Genomic DNA, 15,084 nt, shown 5'->3' on the forward strand with positions numbered 1-15,084 from the left:
GCGAAGCGGTCGGTGTGCTCATCGGCTGGCCGGCGCGCCGGGTGCGGTCAACGGTGCCGGCTCACCAGGCACGCCGGGCAGGTCACGCTTGAAGGGATCCCTGGGCTTTCCCGGAACTCCCGGAACTCCCGGCGCACCGGGCGCAGCGGTCCCATCACCGGGCGCACCGGGTTTGCCGGGCGCGTCCGGCCGCTTCCACGGGTCCTGGTGCGCACCGCCGGGGCTTGGTACGCCCGACGGCACCGCGGTCGGCGCGGAGAGGTCGGGTGCGGGTGGGCCGGGCACGGCCGCTGGACCCGCCGGGCTGGGGGCGGCGGGCGGCGCCTCGTCCGAGCCGGTCGAGGCGAGAGCGAGCGGAGTGGCGATCAGGATCGCCGCGAGGGTGCCGACCGCCCCCATCGTCACCGTGGCGCGGCGCCTGTTGCGCACCCGCCGTTCCGCTCCGGTCAACTGGTCATGCACGATCGGTGCCTCCTCGGCGAGGTCGGTAAGGGTGGAGCGGATGAGGTGCTCGAAGGGATCGGTCATCGCCGCACCTCCAGCATTTCGACCGCCGGCAGTAGTTCGCGCAGGCGCGTGACAGCCCGGTGGGTACGGCTGCGTACCGTGCCCACGGAGCAGCCGAGCAACTCGGCCACCCGGGCTTCGGGCAGATCCTCGTAGTAGCGCAGGACCACCACCGCCCGCTGTGCCGGTGGCAGGTGACGCAGCGCGGCGCGCATGGCCAGCCGCACGTCGGAGCCGTCGCTCGGATCGACGCCGACCGGTTCGTCCGCCGGGTTGAGCGGCGTCTCCCGCCATCGGCGCAGTCGCCGCCACCAGCTGATCTGCTCGCGGTACATCACCACACGGAGGTACCCCTCGGGATCGGCGTGCCGAATGGATCCCCACTTCGGGATGGTCCGTGCCAGTGCCGACTGGAACAGGTCCTCGGCGGCGTTGCGGTCCCCGGTCAGCAGGTACGCGACCCGCATCAGCGCCGGCGTCCGGCTGCCGACGAACTCGGCCAGCCGAGCCCGCTCGTCCTCGTCCACCCACCACCCCCGTTTCGTTGTCACAGATACAGACGCCGCAGGTCATCGTCGCTATCCGCGATCCAACGGGTTTTTCCCGGCCCGGAAGTGTCGGTCGTGACGGGTACCGTCCGGCCACCAACTCAAGAAGGGGTGCGACGGATGACGAGCGTGGCGGGTTGGGCGGCGGCGTCGACACCTGACACATTCCCGCCGCTGCCCCGCGCGGTGGCGCAGTCCCTCTACCGCCGGATGCGGGCCGTCGCGCCCGCCGCCCGCGGCGCCATCGACCGGGACCGGGCGACCGACCCCGAGCAGGCCTTCACCGACACCGCCTGCGGCCGGCTGGTCGGCTCGCTGGACGACGCGGGCCTGCGGGCGCTCGGCATGTGGACGCACCACTGGTGCATGCGCTTCTACGACGACGACACCCGGGTCGGCCGGCGGCTGGTTCGCGAGATAGCCGCTCGGCCAGGGCTGGGCTGGACGGCCGACGAGGTGCGCTGGATGCTGCGCGAGTCGATCTCGGCCGGCCCGGCCGCCGCCGACCGGTTCACCCTGCCCCGCGCCGCCGCGGCCCAACTACCCCCGGACGGCCGGCCATTCGACGATCTGCCCGAGGTCAAGGTTCCTCGGCAGCGCCACGGCAACTGACCGCCTCGGCCGACTGGCCGCACCGGGGTTGGCGGTCCGCGGTCGGCCGGCTGCGGCAGGATGGACGCCGCAGGCGGTCCGCGGTCGGCCGGCTGCGGCAGGATGGACGCCGCATCCCCGACGGAAGGACGCCCCATGCCCGCCAGCGCACCTACCATCCTCGCCACCAGCATGGGCTTCTTCCGGGGTGACCGCGGCCCCTACAACCTGCGCCCCAGCCCGGTCTTCGAGTTGGCGGCCGAACTGGCCGAGGCCGGCCCGCAGCCACGGGTCTGCTATCTCGGTCAGGCCATCGGGGACCAGCCCGCCGTGCTGAGCGCCATCTACGGCGCGTTCGCCGACACCCGGTTCCGGCTGTCGCACCTCACCCTGTTCCCCATGCCGAACGTCGAGGACATCCGCGCCCACCTGCTCGCCCAGGACGTGATCTGGGTCGACGGTGGCAGCGTGGCCAACCTGGTCGCCGTGTGGCGGGTGCACGGGCTCGACGAGATCCTGCACGAGTGCTGGCAGGCCGGCGTGGTGCTGGCCGGGGTGTCCGCGGGCTCGATCTGCTGGCATGTCGGCGGTGCCACCGACAGCTTCGGCCCCCGGCTGCGCGGCTTCACCGACGGCCTGGCCTGGCTGCCGTACGGCAACGGGGTGCACTACGACAGCGAGGGACAGCGACGCCCGCTCATGCACGAACTGGTCGGCAACGGGACGCTGCCGACCAGCCACTGCACCGACGACGGGGTCGGCCTGGTCTACCGGGGCACCCAACTGGTCGAGGCGATCGCGGACCGCGAGGGCGTCTCGGCGTACGAGGTCAGCCGGGGCGCGGACGGCAGCGTCCGGGAGGCGGTCATCGCCCCGCGCCTGCTCGGCTGAACGCCGGCGCCTGTCACGCCTGCTCGCCGGCGCCTGTCACGCCTGCTCGCCGGACTGGCGGCGGCGGAGCACCGCGTCGAAGACCTGCGCCAGTTCGGCGGCGTCCTCCCCGGCGTGGTGGGTGTGCGGCACGTCGTGCAGGCCCAGCTCGTGCTTGATCTTGCCCTTGCGGGTCTGGACCCACTCGCTGCCGGTCACCCCCATCCAGTAGCTGCGCAGATCGACACCCGAGCCGGTGGCACCGAACGGGCTGTGGCCGACGAAGCGGACGAAGTACCAGTGCACGAACATGCCGTCCCAGACGGCGGGGGCGGCGAGGAAGACCGGACGGCCGATCCGGCGCAGCCCGTTGACCCAGGCCGCCGCGGCGGACATCGCCTCCGGCGCGGTGGGCGCCTCCCGCAGCAGGCGGTCCCGGTCCAGGCCGGAGACGGCAAGTGCCGCCGGCACGAAGTCGTCGGAGATGGGGCGCAACTCGGTGTAGAAGGACAACTCCGGGTGGCCGGCCACGGCCATTCCCAGCGAGATCATGCTGTACGGCCCGGGGATGGGACCGTCCGCCTCCACATCGACGGCGACGTACAGCTCGGGCAACGTCGAATTCATCCCACCTCCAGCAGCGAGTGATCGAACTCGGCACGGTAGCAACGCGTACCGGGTCCCGTCGCCGACATAAACCGTTCGCCGCGTAAGCTGGGTGGTCGTGAGTCTCTCCATCGGCATCGTCGGCCTGCCCAACGTCGGCAAGAGCACGCTTTTCAACGCGTTGACCAAGAACGACGTGCTGGCGGCGAACTATCCGTTCGCCACCATCGAGCCCAACGTCGGCGTGGTCGGGCTTCCGGACGAGCGGCTGGGCAAGCTGGCCGAGATCTTCTCCTCGCAGAAGGTGCTGCCGGCTCCGGTGTCGTTCGTCGACATCGCCGGCCTGGTCCGCGGTGCCTCGAAGGGGCAGGGCCGGGGCAACGCCTTCCTGGCGAACATCCGTGACGCCTCGGCGATCTGCCAGGTGGTCCGGGCCTTCTCCGACCCGAACGTGGTGCACGTCGATGGCAAGATCTCCCCGGCCGACGACATCGAGACGATCAACACCGAGCTGATCCTCGCCGACCTGCAGACCCTGGACAAGGCGCTGCCCCGGTTGGAGAAGGAGGCCAAGCTCCGCAAGGACCGCTTGGCCGCGGTCGCCGCCGCGAAGGCCGCGATCGAGGTGCTCGACGGCGGCACCACCCTCTACTCCGGGGCCGCCGCCGCCAAGATCGAGCTGGAGCACCTGCGCGAGCTGCACCTGCTCACCACCAAGCCCTTCCTGTACGTCTTCAACGTCGACGAGGCCGAGCTGGCCAACGAGGCGTTCCTCGACGAGCTGCGCGCCCTGGTCGCCCCCGCCGAGGCCGTCTTCATGGACGCGAAGATCGAGTCCGAGCTGGTGGACCTCCCCGAGGAGGAGGCCCGCGAGCTGCTGGAGTCGATCGGGCAGAACGAGCCCGGGCTCAACCAGCTCGTCCGGGTCGGCTTCCGCACGCTCGGCCTGCAGACGTACCTCACGGCCGGCCCCAAGGAAGCACGCGCCTGGACCGTCTCGGTCGGCGCCACCGCGCCGGAGGCCGCGGGTGTCATCCACAGCGACTTCCAGCGCGGCTTCATCAAGGCCGAGGTGGTCTCCTACCACGACCTGGTCGAGCACGGTTCGATGGCGTCGGCCAAGGCGGCGGGCAAGGTCCGCATCGAGGGCAAGGAGTACGTCATGCAGGACGGCGACGTGGTGGAGTTCCGCTTCAACGTCTGAATCCAGGCTGTTCTCGTGGCTGTGTCGGGTGCATGGCCGCTCTGCGCCAACAACTTCGCCTGATCGATCCTGCGCGGGTAGTTGCACAGCAGCCAACCGCCATCCACGGCGGCCAGGGCACCAGCGATGGCCTTCGTGGTCAGCTCATCCGGGACAAGGTGCCCGGTTTGCCTGTACCGCTTCATCTGTTCGCCCAGCGGCGTAGGCAGTTGCACGTGCTCACGGCAGACGTTGCCTGGGCTGATGACCTGGAGGCCGGTCGCTTCAGCCAGGACCGCCGCAGCGGAGGACAGGTCGACCAAACGGCCCGGCGATGAGAGCAACGTTAGGCATGCGTGCCCCCAGATGCGAGTAGCCGGCGCACGGCAGTGTGGGGCTCCGGGGTCGAACTGGGAGCTACAGTGCGCGTCATGGTAGGTGACGGAGTGCGCGAGATGCACGGCGTGACGGAGGACATCTACGGACACGTCATAGAGACTGACGCCGCTGTCGTGCAGTTCATGCTCGGCGGCGGCGATGATTCCGAGACGGTCGACAACGTTGATGCGCACATCTATCTTGCGGACGGCAGTCACCGGTACGCCACCTTCTTCACTCTTGACGCAGTGAAGGAGATCCTGCGGAGACACGCGAGCAGCGGAGAAGCCGGTGGTGGCCGTTACTTCTGGTGTTCGGATCAGGTGATCGTTCCCGAGCCCGGTGTTGCTGCCATGGCAGCGGCAGTTGACGAGATGATCCGGTCTGGCGACATCGAGGTTATGTGCAGCCGGATCGAGGAGCGCCCGGACGACCAACCTTGACAGCCCAGGACGCCGAGTGAGCAGGTGTCGGACGGTGCCGCCGCTGGTTCGGTCTGCCGCGCTCAGGGTTGTCTGGTCAGGGCTGGCTGGCCAGTGCCGTGGACGATGTTGCGGTAGACGGTGAGAGCGGGCTTGGGCCGATAGGTGTCGGTGACGATGCCCAGTGTCCCGGTGGGTTCCGTGGAACTGCTGTCGGCGTCTCTGAGGCTGAACAGTTCGTAGTGGGTGATGTTCACCAAGTCCTGTTCGGCAAGGATGACGCTGAGCATGTCCGACAGTGAGTCGCTCTGTGCCTGCTCGGTGCGCGGTGACCCGCTCGGGGTGCCGTTCTCCACGATGTGGATTGGTGTGGTGGGCGGGATGTGCGCGCGGGGCAGCGACCCGTCCCGCAAGTGGTGCAGGGCGTGGGTGGTCAGGGATGCGGTGTCTCCCGGGTTGCCCCGCGGGGCGACGGGCGAGAAGGCGTCGGGGTACAGGCCCAGGCCGACGTAGTCGACGTGGGCCGCGAAGTCCTGGTAGGGGATTGCGGCAAGGTACGACCAGAATTGGTCGTCGCCGCCCAACCATTCGGGTGGTTCGGCGACGGAGAAGCCGATTCGCACGTGCTGGAGACCCTGCCGGTCCAGTGCCGTGCGTGCGTGTGGGATGCCGAGGGTCAGGGCTTCGAGCACGCCGGGTGCACTTCCGTCGATGAGCGGGATGGGGAAGTTCGGCTCAAGCGTCACCTGAAGGTACCGCGTCAGGTGACCGTAGCGGTCGATGACGGTGTCGAGGAAGGTCAGCCATCCGGAGACGTCAGCGGCCCGGGGGATGTAGCTGACCACGAGGTCCAGCTCGCGGTTTCCCTCGACGTACCACTCGTCGGGCATCGTGAGGTGCGCGAGTTCGTGTTCGGCGCCGAGTGAGGTGACCACGTCCGGCGGCGTCGCGTCGCCGAGGAAGTGCACGTACTCGCGGATGACGAAGGGGCGACCGCCCGAGAGGTCGTCGACGAGGTGGCGGATCGCGGCGATATCGGGTGGGTGGGAGCAGACGGTACCGGCCCGTCCGCCCGGATAGATACCGAACTTCACGCTTCTGTCCTCCTGTTTTCGTCGGTTTGCTGGGTCGGCCAGCCAATCTCCTGTGACCGGATCCGGCGCACCAGGGTCCTGATCCAGGTGGCATCGGCGGCGACGATGGTGCGCCAGTAGGCAACTTCGAGCATGTGCACTTCGAGTACGTCGCCGTCGGGTAGCTCCGAAAGGACAGCCAGTTCCTGGTCGAGCCGGTCGGCTCGACCAAGCAGGATGGACGCCGCCCGGTCGATCGGAAGAACTCCGACGTAGGCGACCGCCATGACGAAGTCCACGGACGCGGCTTGGGTGTCGCGCACCCCAGCCTCGACCTTGAGGCGGAAGTCGGCGAGACCTGCGGCGGTCAACTCGTAGGCCGTACGTGGTGGCCGGTTGCCTACTCGCTCGGGGAGCCGGGAGGAGACCAGGCCTGCCTTCTCGAGCGCCTTCAGCAGGGACGTGACGGTGCTGCGGGTGACCGATAGGTGTCCGTATCGCTCGCGTAGGCGTGTCGTGATGTCGTAGCCATGCGCCGGCTGCTCGACGAGGAGCCCGAGGATCGGCAACACCAGGCTGTTCCGTGACGCATTCAGAGGCACCCCGGCAACCTATAGGCGTATACGTCTAAGTGCAAGATCGAGCCGCGCATCCGAGGTGACGCTCGGCGTCTATCAACTACCCTGAGTGACGCCGCGCTTGAGATTCTGACCATGAGGTGGGGCCAAGTCAGACTGTCCCCTCTTCCGCTGCCTCAGTCGCGGTGGAGCCAGCGGCAACCGTCACGGTGGGGCCACCCATGGCCGGCAGGATCAGTCGGCTGTTGAGGTGGGCGGTCCAGTCGGCATGTGCGTAGCTGCTCCAGGCGCTGGCCGTCAGTTGGACCCTCGACGACATGATCCACTCGGCTGCACTGAAGTCGCGGTGTCCCGTCGACCTCGATGGCGCGGTGTTCAGGAGGACGAGTGCGCGCCGTTGTGCCCGGTGGGAAGCTCGCGGGCGGCGGCAGCAGCGGTCCTCAGCAGGCCCTCGTAGAACTCGACATACTTGTCGTTGCTCTGGTCGAGCGTCCGCATTCGGCCGACCACACCCGCACTCAGAGCGGTGATGATGCGCCGCGCTCGATCCGGTTCCCTGGCCTGCAGATCGAGCAGCCCCATCGCTCGGCCCGGCCGCAGGTGCTCGTCCACGTCATCGTCCCGAAGCATCCCGGTGGGCACGGAACCGACAATTTCGTCGAAGACCCATCCCTGGATGTACCAGTCGCGATCTTCGTCGAAGGCCACGATCATCATTGCCGTTCCCCCAAGCCCGCTTCGCCCTGCCTCGACCGCATGCTAGCTGCGTCATTCGGTGCTTGGACAAGGGTTTTACGGGGCAGACAGAGGGCACAGGACGTGCCGCCACGAAAGACGCCCGCCGCGACCGCGAGCACGAGCGCCACCAACGTCCGTTGAGGCCTTACCAGTGGCTCGTGATCAGGGCGGCAGCGGCGTCGAGCTGCTCCCGCTCACGTGTGGTCAGTGCCGGATCGTTCCGCCGTACCGCCAGGGCGCGGTCCCGCACGGTCAGCAGGCTGCCGCCGACGCGGTCCAGGAAGGCACCCAACAGCGTTGCGGCCGGCGGGGCCAGGGGATGCTCACCATCGACAGCCACCTGGGCGATGATGACGGCGGAGAGCGCGAGATCGAGGTCTGGCGGCCCCTCGGTGGCGTTGCGCCAGTCGATGAGGACCGGTCCCCGTGACGTCAGCATGACGTTGTCCGGGTGCAGGTCGAGGTGCAGGATCCGGTCCTCGTCGCGTTCGCCGAGCCGGGGCGGCAACGCGTGGAGTCGGCGATGCAGATCCGCCAGACAGTCGGCCGCTGCCAGGGCATCGAGCTGACCGGCGATGAGCGCCGACAGCATGGTGCCCCCGTCCAGGCGTTCCATGACGAGATCGGTCCCGCGCGCCTCGTACACGGCGGGCACCGGAAAACCCAGACCTCCCACGTACGCCATGACAGCCGCTTCGGCGGCCACGTCTCCACCGTTGCGGTAGCGGCGCAGGACGCGCCGGTCGTCGATGGCGAAGACGTCGGCATCTCGCCCCGACGCCAGCGGAACCGGATCCACCACGGCCCGACGGTAACCGAGGCGTCATCCGCCTTCGATAAGGTCGGGGGCGCGTGTCAGCCGCATAGGGTCACCGAATGGACGACCAGTTGAAAAGGCGTGGTGCACCGTCAGGGACGAACCGCCTTCTCCCCATGAATGGCCGCGTACTCCACCGCGAGCCATGGCCCCAGATCGTCGATGAGGTGGCGTAGTACCGCCGGATCCGCCGAGGGCGCGCGCCCGATCCTGGCGGCTGAGTGCATCTGCTCGGCGCGTTCGGGGTAGTAGGGACCGAACGCCTCGGCGGACTCGATGAGGTCGCTTGTCCAGCCACCCCAGCGAGGCATGACCAGCGTGAATCCCGTCCTGACGACGCGACGAGCGACGAGTCGGCAGAGGCTCCTACGGTGCTTGTCGGTGCTCGCTTCGGCCGCTTGCCGCCGCCAGTGCGGAAGCGCGATCGACAGATCGCCGTTCGTCTCGCGGGCGAGCAGGGCAGTGGGCCGGTAGCCGGGGAGTTGGTCGGCGAGGTCGTCGCCCAGCAGGGGAGTGCACAGGCACGCGACGAAGAAACCGAGATCGTGGCGCTCCAGCTCGCTGAGTAGGGTGCGTGCACTGAACAGCAGGATGCCCACCCCGTCGACCTCGTCGAAGGACTGGTCGAGGGCTTGCTCGATCCGCGTGGCATCCCGCCGGTCGGCCTCGGTCGGCTCGGCGTGCAGGGCGAGCAACAGATCAAGATCAGAGACTCCGGGTACGGCGGTGCCACGCGGGATGCTGCCGTAGAGGTAGGCGCTGTGCAGTCGGCCGCCGCCGAAAGACTCGACTATCCGGGTGCGTGCCGCGTCGACGACACCGGCGAATTCCGGTGGGACCCGACTCAGCGCACCTTCCCGCGCGATCGATCCGTCGACGGTCAATCCTCTGCCGGTCATGGGATCACTCTGCCGCAGCAGGTGATCTTCAGCGAGTGGCCCGCCGCGGGATCGTTCAGAGGCGGTGCCGCGCCGCCCTCTCGACTTCGCGTAAGACGAGTCCGAGGGTTTGTGAGCGGCGGTCTGCTGGCAAGGCTGCCCATGCGCGTTGTGCGTATTGCACCCCTCCCGAGCGATCGCCAGCTTTGGTCATCATGAGCGCGCGGTGCAGCTCGATGTGGGTAGCGAAGCGGGTCAGCGCGGCTGGGCGGAGCCGGTCCGCGTCGGTTTGGGCCTGCTCGCCGGGGCCAACCATGCCGAGTCGGGCGTAGAGCATCGAACGGAAGGTGGCCATTCGCCAGGCCGGTACGGCCGCGTCGGAGATCTCGTTGTCGGCTGAGGCGCTGCGGTCGAAGACACGTTGTGCCTCCTCGTCGGCGGCGATGGCTCCGGCCGCGTCGCCTCGCCCGGCGGCAATGTGCGCACGGGCCATCAGAGCCTGGAGGCGACCCAGCGAGGGGCGGTCCGACAGGGCGATCGCCTCCTCGGCATACCGCTGGGCGACGGGCAGCGCGGCACCTTCGTAGGCCAGGGCGATGGCGGCACGCCCTCGTACCCAGATCCGGACTGCGAGATCGTCGCCGCGGTCGGCGGCGATCCGGGCAGTGTCGTACCAGCGGATCGCCTCGGCGGGATCCTTGGTCGTCTTGCCGTAGGTGGTCAGGGCACGGGCTGCGGTGGCCCACATGGTCGGACTGTCGAGTTGCTGCTGCATGACGACAAGGTCGTTGGCGAGCCTGGTTTGCAGGGCGTCCGCGCCGATCTCCATGTAGTCACGGCCGTACTGGTCGGCGCGGTCGCGCCAGTGGTCGGCGCTGTCGCGGTGGCCGGCGAGTGCGGCGGTGAAGCCATTGCGAATAAGGTCGTTGGCGGCGATCGGGCCAATGGTGGCGGCGGCGAGCAGGTCTCTGCGTCTCACGTCCGCTTCTCCCAACGCTCGCGCGTAGGCGAGCACGATGTCTGGCGTCGCGGTTCGACGTCCTGCCTCGACGTTGCTCAGATGCGAGGCCGAGTAGCAGGTGCGGACCGCGATGGAGGCCAGCGTCACGCCTGCCTCAACACGAGCGTGCCTCAATTGAGCGCCGAGGTCATCCATCGGATCCCCTGTGAAAGGTCCTGAAAGCATCGAGATGCTTCCGAGCGTAGTCGCGCGGTCACCAGAGTAGATCCCAGGCGTTGCAGAAGCGGAAGCACACCGGGAGGTAGCGATGGGCGACGACGTTCCAGTGCACGGCAGTGGAGAGCAGGCGGAGGCGGCCGAGCGGGAGGCGGCGAAGGAGCGCCTGCTCGCCCAGGCCGAGGCCGAGCGGATACCGGTCGAGGAGACAACTCGGGCGGTGCCGGATCGGCGGTGGAGTCGTGAGCGGTGACCACCTGCCGATCGGGCGTCGGGTCGCCTACCTACGTGTCCGGCGGAGGCTGTCGCAGCAGACCTTCGCTGACCGGCTCGGAAAGTCGAAGAGCTGGGTCGACAAGGTGGAGCGTGGGGTGCGGTCGCTGGAGCGGGTCTCGACGATCCGGGACATCGCCGCCGTCCTGCGGGTCGATGCCGCAGCGCTGCTCGGGCGGGATGCCCAACCGGTCGACGCGACCGGGCGGGCCGAGGGCGTCGCGCGGATTCGGGCCGCGCTGTCGACGTACGCGATGGCGCTTGGCCCTTCGGCGGCGGGCCGTGACGTTCTGCCGGCTGATCGTCTCGCGCGGCAGGTGGGGCACGCCTGGACCACGTTTCAGCATGCGCGATATCCGCAGGTGGTCGACCTGTTGCCGAGGCTGTTGGTTGATGTCCAGCGCGCGCACGTCCAGGACCCGGAGGCTGGCCGGACGGCGTTGGTGGAGGCGTACCGGGTCACGGTGTCGGTGCTGGTGAAGCTCGGCGAGGCGAGCCTCGGTTGGTTGGCCGCCGATCGGGCGATGGCCGCCGCGACCGGTGAACGGGTGTTGGTGGCCGCCGCGGCGGTGCAGCTCGGCCAGGTGCTGCGGGCATCGAGGCGGGCGCGGTCGGTGCTGCTGGCCGCCGCGTACCGGATCGCTCCTGATGATCGTGTGGAGGGCACGCCGCAGGAGTTGTCGCTGTGTGGGTCGCTGTTGATCCAGGCGGCGTTGATGGCCGCGAGGTCCGGCGACGACCGGGCCGCCGCCGAGCTGCTGGACGAGGCGGCCGAGATGGCTGCTCAGGTGGGCGATGGGTGCGACCACCACCGGACCGCGTTCGGACCGACGGCAGTCGAGCTGGCCCGGGTCGCCGCTGCTGTAGAGCTGGGCAACGGGCCCGACGCGGTGGCGTTGCACGAGGTGGCGACCAGGCGGGAGGGCTGGCGGTGGTTGCCCGCCGAACACCGCGCCGCGCACCTGCTCGACGCGGCCCGCGCCTACCTGCTGGTCAACGACCCCGCCAACGCGGCCCGGGTCCTGGTGCGGGCCGACAGCATCGCGCCCGCAGAGGTGCGGCACCGACCGGCGGCCCGGGACGTGGTGGCGCAGGTAGCCCGCGACCCGGCCGCGCCGACGACGATCACCCACCTCGCCAGTGACCTCAGAGTCGTTTGACCGGCGTGCGGGACCCGGACACGGTTACTGCTCGGCCCAGGCGCCCAGCTCGTTGCCGCTGGGGTCGGTGAAGTGGAACCGGCGGCCCCCGGGAAACTCGTACGGCCCCTTCACCACCTGTCCGCCGGCCTCCTTCACGGCCTGCACGGATCGGTCCAGGTCGCCTGAGTAGAGCAGCACCAGCGGACCTCCCGCCTGGACGGCCTGGTCCAGGCGCAGGCCGCCGACCTCGGGGCCGGAGTCGCCGTGCGGGCTGCGGATGCCCGCGTATCCGGGGCCGTAGTCGTTGAACTGCCAGCCGAACGCGTCGGCGTAGAAGCGCTTGGCCTCGGCGAGGTTGGTCACCGTGAACTCGACGTAGTCGATGGCGTGGTGCCGGTGCGGCGATGACTCAGACATGCACGGCATTGTGCGCCCCGGGTACGACGAGACCGCGACATGCCACGAAAGGTTGCGCGTGAAGTGACAGGTGTCGTAGGTCCGAGAACGGTTGGGACCACTACCTGCCCAGGCTGGGCGGGTACGTCGCACGGCTGGTCGCCACGCCGTGAGCACCGCTGTCGACGACGAGATGTGGTCGGCGATCGGTGACCCCACCCGTCGTACGATGATCGATCTTCTGCTCTCCGACGGGCCGGGCACCGCGACGTCGCTGAGCCGGCGGCTACCCGTCACCAGGCAGGCCGTCGCGAAGCACCTGGCAGCGGATCGCCGAGACGATCGAGCGCGACCGCCACCACGACGAACGGGAATGACAATGGTCAACATCCTGCACCAGGTCGGCGTCGTCGCCCCGCTCGACGACCTCTACCAGGCGGTGGCATCTCCCGGGGGCGTTGCCGGCCGGCCGGCGTCGGACGACGTGCAGATCAGCGCCGGGCACTGACCTCGGTGACGGTCGGCCCGCCGGGGGTTCGCGCGCTCCGCCGGGAGAGCGCGAACCCTCCGGCGGTCAGGCCGAGGGCCACGATCGCCACGGCGCAGAGCAGCAGCGTCGGGCGCGCGCCGAGGGCACCCACCAGAGGTCCGCCGAGCATGGTGCCCAGCGGCACCGCCAGCACGAGGACGGCGCCGTTCGCGGCGAGCACCGCCGGCAGTTGCTCGGTCGATGTGCTGCGCTGGAACAGCGCCATCGAGATGGACGTGTACGGCGCCCAGATCAGGCCCGCCAGGGCGAAGGCCGGCAACGACACGCCGAGCGGCGCGCCCAGACCGAGAGGCAGCATGGCGATCCCGAACCCGACGACGATGCCGATGGTGGTGACCCGCAGCGGCCAGCGGCGAAGGTTACCGGCGACCAGACCGCCGACGAGACCGCCGACGCCGAAGGCGGCGTAGTAGATGCCGAACAGCGTCGCGGTGGCGTGCAGGTCGTTGGTGATGTGGATCGGCATGGCCACGTACACCGGTCCGAAGAGGAAGAAGAACCCGAGGCTCAACACCAGGAGCCCCAGCAGGGCGGGGTCGCGGCGGATGACCGCGAGGCCGGCGGTCCGCGAAGCGCCGCGCTCGGCCCGCTGGGCGCCGTCGTTGGTGGGAAGGGCGAAGCGGTACGTGAGGGCCAGCGCGGCGAAGGTGGCGGCGTCGATGGCGATGACCCACACCGGTCCCGCCCAACCGATCAGGATGCCCGCCAGTGGTGGGCCGACGATCGTGGCGAACCCGGCGATGGTGCCGAGCACCGCGTTGGCGGGCAGGTGGTGGCGCTGCGGCAGCAGTTCGGCGATCAGGGTGAAGCGCCCGGCCGAGCCCCACGAGTGCAGCAGGGCCGACGCGGCCAGCAGGACCACGTACAGCCCGAGGGTGAGCACGCCGGCGAGGTGGGCGAGCGGGATCGCCGCGAGCGCGCTGGCCCGCAGGATCGCGTCCCACCCGGCGAGCTGGGCGCCGCCGCGTCCGCGCAGCAGCCGGCCGAAGACGACGGTCCCGACCGCGCTCGGCACGGTGTACGCGGCCATGGCCAGCGCGATCCAGGTGCCGTGCTGGCCCGGCGGGGCGAGGTCCCTGGCGAGCCAGGGCACCGCGACCACCGCCATGCCGTCGCCCAACGCGGACACGGCGAGCCCGGGTAGGACGCGCCGGAGTTGCGGGTGACTGACCACCGGCCAGTAGGGCGAGCTGCGTGGAGAACGGGCTGTCATCTGGCCAGCAGACCCGGCGCTGGCCCTGCGGACCAACAAAGACTGCCCACAGCAGAATCAGCCGAGGGCGAAAGACCTACCGGTCCGGGCCGTCGTTCTCGCGGGCAGCGCGGGAGGACGAGCCGACACTCGCCACGATCGAACCCACCGAGGCGAGCGCCACCGCCACCGTGCCGACCGTGTCGGCGTCGCCGTCCCCGGTCACCTTGAGGATGATGCCTGCGGCCATCAGGACGACCGACAGGGCCAGGACTGCCTGGATGGCTCGTCTGCTCATGGCGACACCTCACTTTCGGGGGGAGGCGGAGATCAACTCCGGTTCCTTGAAGTCGGCGGGTCAAGGAGACCTCGACACCCCGGATTCCCGGAACCGGAGTCGACCAACCGCCGTTACTTCGCGCGGTAGACGGAGATGTGCGACGGGCTGTCGGCGGTGAACGGCTGCCGGTGCCAGTCCGCGTACCGCTCGGTGAGCCGGAGCCCCGCCTGCTGCGCCATCTCGTCGATCTGGTGTGGCCAGGCGTACCGCATGGCGAACGGCAACAGGTGCACACCGTCGGCGTCGAAGGTGATGGTCTGCCGGATGAAGGACTGCGCCGGTCGGTCGTACCGATGCAGCCTTATCGTCGCGGAGTCCTCGGTGACGCCCCAGACCTGCACCTGCTCATGGCGGTCGAAGTCGCGCGGGTCGGGCACGAACGTCTCGATGACGAACGCCCCGCCCGGCGACAGCACCCGGGCGACGTTGCGGAAACAGTCCGCCTGCCGCTCGGCGTCCACCAGGTTGAACAGTGTGTTGAAGACCAGGTACGCGAGCCGGAACTCACCTGTCACCGGTACGTCCGCCATGTCGGCGACGACCACGGGGATCCGCTCGCCGCCGGGCTTGGCCCGCAGCTGCGCCAGCATCTCCTCGGACGCCTCGACACCGTGCACGTCGAGACCGCGCTCGGCCAGCGGCAGCGCGACCCGGCCGGTGCCGATCGCCAGCTCGAGAACCGGCCCACCGTCGGCCAGATCAGCCAGGAAGTCCACCGCTGGCACGGGGTCGGGGTTGCCGGGGCTGTCGTAGCCGGCGGCCCACAGCCGGCCGAAGAGGCCGGGATCGTCGAAGACCGACATCAGCGGCCTCCGCGGTTGGTCA

At 69.6% G+C, this 15,084-nt stretch carries 20 protein-coding genes and 1 pseudogene; 7 read left to right on the plus strand and 14 right to left on the minus strand.

What is annotated here, in order from left to right:
* Nucleotides 1-18: 18 nt before the first annotated feature.
* Both ACFYPM_RS08530 and ACFYPM_RS08535 read right to left on the minus strand, forming a co-directional pair.
* Nucleotides 19-528 (minus strand): hypothetical protein, encoded by a 510-nt coding sequence (locus ACFYPM_RS08530; protein WP_387192640.1) that lies wholly within the window; start codon nucleotides 526-528, stop codon nucleotides 19-21.
* On the minus strand, nucleotides 525-1,034 hold the full coding sequence (locus ACFYPM_RS08535) for a SigE family RNA polymerase sigma factor (protein ID WP_387192643.1): 510 nt from the start codon (nucleotides 1,032-1,034) through the stop codon (nucleotides 525-527). Before ACFYPM_RS08535 ends, ACFYPM_RS08530 begins: the two co-directional genes overlap by 4 nt.
* A gap of 141 nt (nucleotides 1,035-1,175) precedes the next feature.
* Here ACFYPM_RS08535 and ACFYPM_RS08540 point away from each other — a divergent pair, with 141 nt between their 5' ends.
* Together ACFYPM_RS08540 and ACFYPM_RS08545 are read left to right on the plus strand one after the other, a co-directional pair.
* Nucleotides 1,176-1,667: a hypothetical protein gene (locus ACFYPM_RS08540; protein WP_387192646.1), complete on the plus strand. Its 492-nt coding sequence runs from the start codon at nucleotides 1,176-1,178 to the stop codon at nucleotides 1,665-1,667.
* Between the two features lie 135 nt (nucleotides 1,668-1,802).
* Nucleotides 1,803-2,537, plus strand: a complete 735-nt coding sequence (locus ACFYPM_RS08545) for a Type 1 glutamine amidotransferase-like domain-containing protein (RefSeq protein WP_387192649.1) — start codon at nucleotides 1,803-1,805, stop codon at nucleotides 2,535-2,537.
* A 36-nt stretch (nucleotides 2,538-2,573) separates the two neighbouring features.
* Here ACFYPM_RS08545 and ACFYPM_RS08550 read toward each other — a convergent pair whose 3' ends face one another.
* Nucleotides 2,574-3,143 (minus strand): exonuclease, encoded by a 570-nt coding sequence (locus tag ACFYPM_RS08550; RefSeq protein WP_387192652.1) that lies wholly within the window; start codon nucleotides 3,141-3,143, stop codon nucleotides 2,574-2,576.
* A 97-nt stretch (nucleotides 3,144-3,240) separates the two neighbouring features.
* Here ACFYPM_RS08550 and ychF point away from each other — a divergent pair, with 97 nt between their 5' ends.
* The gene (gene ychF / locus ACFYPM_RS08555) at nucleotides 3,241-4,326 is read left to right on the plus strand and encodes a redox-regulated ATPase YchF (protein ID WP_387192655.1); all 1,086 of its coding nucleotides are present in this window, start codon (nucleotides 3,241-3,243) and stop codon (nucleotides 4,324-4,326) included.
* A gap of 53 nt (nucleotides 4,327-4,379) precedes the next feature.
* Here the strand turns inward: ychF and ACFYPM_RS08560 are convergent.
* A pseudogene (locus tag ACFYPM_RS08560) lies at nucleotides 4,380-4,877 on the minus strand (nucleoside monophosphate kinase); the annotation flags it as partial.
* A 54-nt stretch (nucleotides 4,878-4,931) separates the two neighbouring features.
* Here ACFYPM_RS08560 and ACFYPM_RS08565 point away from each other — a divergent pair.
* Entirely contained in the window at nucleotides 4,932-5,126 is a 195-nt protein-coding gene (locus ACFYPM_RS08565) for a hypothetical protein (protein ID WP_387192658.1), read from the plus strand.
* A gap of 62 nt (nucleotides 5,127-5,188) precedes the next feature.
* Here ACFYPM_RS08565 and ACFYPM_RS08570 read toward each other — a convergent pair whose 3' ends face one another.
* The 6 genes from ACFYPM_RS08570 to ACFYPM_RS08595 form a co-directional block, all read right to left on the minus strand.
* A complete protein-coding gene (locus ACFYPM_RS08570) occupies nucleotides 5,189-6,199 on the minus strand; it encodes a hypothetical protein (RefSeq protein WP_387192661.1) in 1,011 nt (336 codons plus the stop codon).
* The gene (locus tag ACFYPM_RS08575) at nucleotides 6,196-6,780 is read right to left on the minus strand and encodes a PadR family transcriptional regulator (RefSeq protein ID WP_387192664.1); all 585 of its coding nucleotides are present in this window, start codon (nucleotides 6,778-6,780) and stop codon (nucleotides 6,196-6,198) included. Before ACFYPM_RS08575 ends, ACFYPM_RS08570 begins: the two co-directional genes overlap by 4 nt.
* Before the next feature lie 351 nt (nucleotides 6,781-7,131).
* Complete coding sequence (locus ACFYPM_RS08580; RefSeq protein ID WP_387192667.1) at nucleotides 7,132-7,473, minus strand: hypothetical protein; 342 nt, start codon at nucleotides 7,471-7,473, stop codon at nucleotides 7,132-7,134.
* Nucleotides 7,474-7,639: 166 nt separating this feature from the next.
* The gene (locus ACFYPM_RS08585) at nucleotides 7,640-8,296 is read right to left on the minus strand and encodes a phosphotransferase (RefSeq protein ID WP_387192670.1); all 657 of its coding nucleotides are present in this window, start codon (nucleotides 8,294-8,296) and stop codon (nucleotides 7,640-7,642) included.
* Nucleotides 8,297-8,403: 107 nt separating this feature from the next.
* Nucleotides 8,404-9,210, minus strand: coding sequence for a hypothetical protein (locus ACFYPM_RS08590; RefSeq protein WP_387192673.1), 807 nt, complete (start codon nucleotides 9,208-9,210; stop codon nucleotides 8,404-8,406).
* Between the two features lie 55 nt (nucleotides 9,211-9,265).
* Entirely contained in the window at nucleotides 9,266-10,345 is a 1,080-nt protein-coding gene (locus ACFYPM_RS08595) for a helix-turn-helix domain-containing protein (RefSeq protein ID WP_387192676.1), read from the minus strand.
* A gap of 112 nt (nucleotides 10,346-10,457) precedes the next feature.
* Between ACFYPM_RS08595 and ACFYPM_RS08600 the strand changes: the two genes are divergently transcribed.
* Nucleotides 10,458-10,619 carry a hypothetical protein gene (locus tag ACFYPM_RS08600; RefSeq protein WP_387192679.1) on the plus strand — a complete coding sequence of 54 codons (162 nt, stop codon included), beginning with the start codon at nucleotides 10,458-10,460 and terminating at the stop codon, nucleotides 10,617-10,619.
* The gene (locus tag ACFYPM_RS08605; RefSeq protein WP_387192682.1) at nucleotides 10,609-11,799 is read left to right on the plus strand and encodes a helix-turn-helix domain-containing protein; all 1,191 of its coding nucleotides are present in this window, start codon (nucleotides 10,609-10,611) and stop codon (nucleotides 11,797-11,799) included. The genes ACFYPM_RS08600 and ACFYPM_RS08605 overlap by 11 nt, the downstream gene beginning before the upstream one ends.
* A 24-nt stretch (nucleotides 11,800-11,823) precedes the next feature.
* Here the strand turns inward: ACFYPM_RS08605 and ACFYPM_RS08610 are convergent, their stop codons facing one another.
* Nucleotides 11,824-12,198, minus strand: coding sequence for a VOC family protein (locus ACFYPM_RS08610; protein ID WP_387192685.1), 375 nt, complete (start codon nucleotides 12,196-12,198; stop codon nucleotides 11,824-11,826).
* Between the two features lie 172 nt (nucleotides 12,199-12,370).
* On the opposite strand from ACFYPM_RS08610, the gene ACFYPM_RS08615 reads away from it, so the two are divergent.
* On the plus strand, nucleotides 12,371-12,685 hold the full coding sequence (locus ACFYPM_RS08615) for an ArsR/SmtB family transcription factor (RefSeq protein WP_387193404.1): 315 nt from the start codon (nucleotides 12,371-12,373) through the stop codon (nucleotides 12,683-12,685).
* Here the strand turns inward: ACFYPM_RS08615 and ACFYPM_RS08620 are convergent.
* The 3 genes from ACFYPM_RS08620 to ACFYPM_RS08630 form a co-directional block, all read right to left on the minus strand.
* Nucleotides 12,669-13,940 (minus strand): MFS transporter, encoded by a 1,272-nt coding sequence (locus tag ACFYPM_RS08620; protein WP_387192688.1) that lies wholly within the window; start codon nucleotides 13,938-13,940, stop codon nucleotides 12,669-12,671. The genes ACFYPM_RS08615 and ACFYPM_RS08620 overlap by 17 nt on opposite strands.
* Nucleotides 13,941-14,016: 76 nt before the next feature.
* Nucleotides 14,017-14,217 carry a hypothetical protein gene (locus ACFYPM_RS08625; RefSeq protein WP_387192690.1) on the minus strand — a complete coding sequence of 67 codons (201 nt, stop codon included), beginning with the start codon at nucleotides 14,215-14,217 and terminating at the stop codon, nucleotides 14,017-14,019.
* A gap of 113 nt (nucleotides 14,218-14,330) precedes the next feature.
* Nucleotides 14,331-15,062 (minus strand): class I SAM-dependent methyltransferase, encoded by a 732-nt coding sequence (locus tag ACFYPM_RS08630; protein ID WP_387192693.1) that lies wholly within the window; start codon nucleotides 15,060-15,062, stop codon nucleotides 14,331-14,333.
* Between the last annotated feature and the right edge of the window lie 22 nt (nucleotides 15,063-15,084).

Source organism: Micromonospora sp. NPDC005203, assembly GCF_042872705.1.
Classification (GTDB): Bacteria; Actinomycetota; Actinomycetes; order Mycobacteriales; family Micromonosporaceae; genus Micromonospora.

Excerpts from the sequence above, each read along its gene's own strand:
- ACFYPM_RS08580 (WP_387192667.1), bottom strand. The coding sequence starts at position 7,473 with ATGATGATCGTGGCCTTCGACGAAGATCGCGACTGGTACATCCAGGGA.
- ACFYPM_RS08545 (WP_387192649.1), top strand. The coding sequence starts at position 1,803 with ATGCCCGCCAGCGCACCTACCATCCTCGCCACCAGCATGGGCTTCTTC.
- ACFYPM_RS08550 (WP_387192652.1), bottom strand. The coding sequence starts at position 3,143 with ATGAATTCGACGTTGCCCGAGCTGTACGTCGCCGTCGATGTGGAGGCG.
- ACFYPM_RS08595 (WP_387192676.1), bottom strand. The coding sequence starts at position 10,345 with ATGGATGACCTCGGCGCTCAATTGAGGCACGCTCGTGTTGAGGCAGGC.
- ACFYPM_RS08540 (WP_387192646.1), top strand. The coding sequence starts at position 1,176 with ATGACGAGCGTGGCGGGTTGGGCGGCGGCGTCGACACCTGACACATTC.
- ACFYPM_RS08615 (WP_387193404.1), top strand. The coding sequence starts at position 12,371 with ATGTGGTCGGCGATCGGTGACCCCACCCGTCGTACGATGATCGATCTT.
- ACFYPM_RS08530 (WP_387192640.1), bottom strand. The coding sequence starts at position 528 with ATGACCGATCCCTTCGAGCACCTCATCCGCTCCACCCTTACCGACCTC.
- ACFYPM_RS08630 (WP_387192693.1), bottom strand. The coding sequence starts at position 15,062 with ATGTCGGTCTTCGACGATCCCGGCCTCTTCGGCCGGCTGTGGGCCGCC.
- ACFYPM_RS08590 (WP_387192673.1), bottom strand. The coding sequence starts at position 9,210 with ATGACCGGCAGAGGATTGACCGTCGACGGATCGATCGCGCGGGAAGGT.
- ACFYPM_RS08600 (WP_387192679.1), top strand. The coding sequence starts at position 10,458 with ATGGGCGACGACGTTCCAGTGCACGGCAGTGGAGAGCAGGCGGAGGCG.
- ACFYPM_RS08610 (WP_387192685.1), bottom strand. The coding sequence starts at position 12,198 with ATGTCTGAGTCATCGCCGCACCGGCACCACGCCATCGACTACGTCGAG.
- ACFYPM_RS08625 (WP_387192690.1), bottom strand. The coding sequence starts at position 14,217 with ATGAGCAGACGAGCCATCCAGGCAGTCCTGGCCCTGTCGGTCGTCCTG.
- ACFYPM_RS08620 (WP_387192688.1), bottom strand. The coding sequence starts at position 13,940 with ATGACAGCCCGTTCTCCACGCAGCTCGCCCTACTGGCCGGTGGTCAGT.